The following is a 415-nucleotide window of genomic DNA, read 5'->3' as shown; positions in this document are numbered from 1 at the left end:
CTTGTTCTTGACCCTTGGTCTTTTCAGGTACAATGTTGTAAACTTTGTCGCCGTGCTTGATAGAGATGCTCTTATGATCTGTTGTGTCATAAGATGTTCCAACTGTTGCACGGCTGGTATCTGTCACATCTTCCTTGATTTTCTTACCAGACTCATCCACATAGTGAACAACGACATCACCGTATTCTTTTGGTGATACGAGTGTTACCGTGTTTGAATCACGTTCAACATTATTGATAATTTCTGTAAAGGTGTTCTTCACTGTACCATTATCAACTNTCTTCGTGCTATCTTTCAAGAGAATATCTGTGTTGGCAATCCATTTGTGAACGCCATTGTATTCCACAAGCGGTGAATAGGTATCCTTCACTTCGATCTTGTCAATAGACTGGCCACGTTTTGCTGGCAAGTAAGA

1 protein-coding gene is annotated in these 415 nt (G+C 40.6%); it reads right to left on the bottom strand.

Going from position 1 to position 415, the window contains the following annotated elements; translation table 11 throughout:
* Positions 1-160: hypothetical protein (locus SSIN_RS11110; RefSeq protein WP_483316109.1), on the bottom strand; the 160-nt coding region annotated here is incomplete at its 3' end.
* Positions 161-415 lie beyond the last annotated feature (255 nt).

The sequence above is a fragment of the Streptococcus sinensis genome, assembly GCF_000767835.1.
GTDB classification, from domain to species: domain Bacteria; phylum Bacillota; class Bacilli; order Lactobacillales; family Streptococcaceae; genus Streptococcus; species Streptococcus sinensis.
Note: the sequence above shows the minus strand (reverse complement) of the source record. Positions and strands in the feature narration are given on the sequence as shown.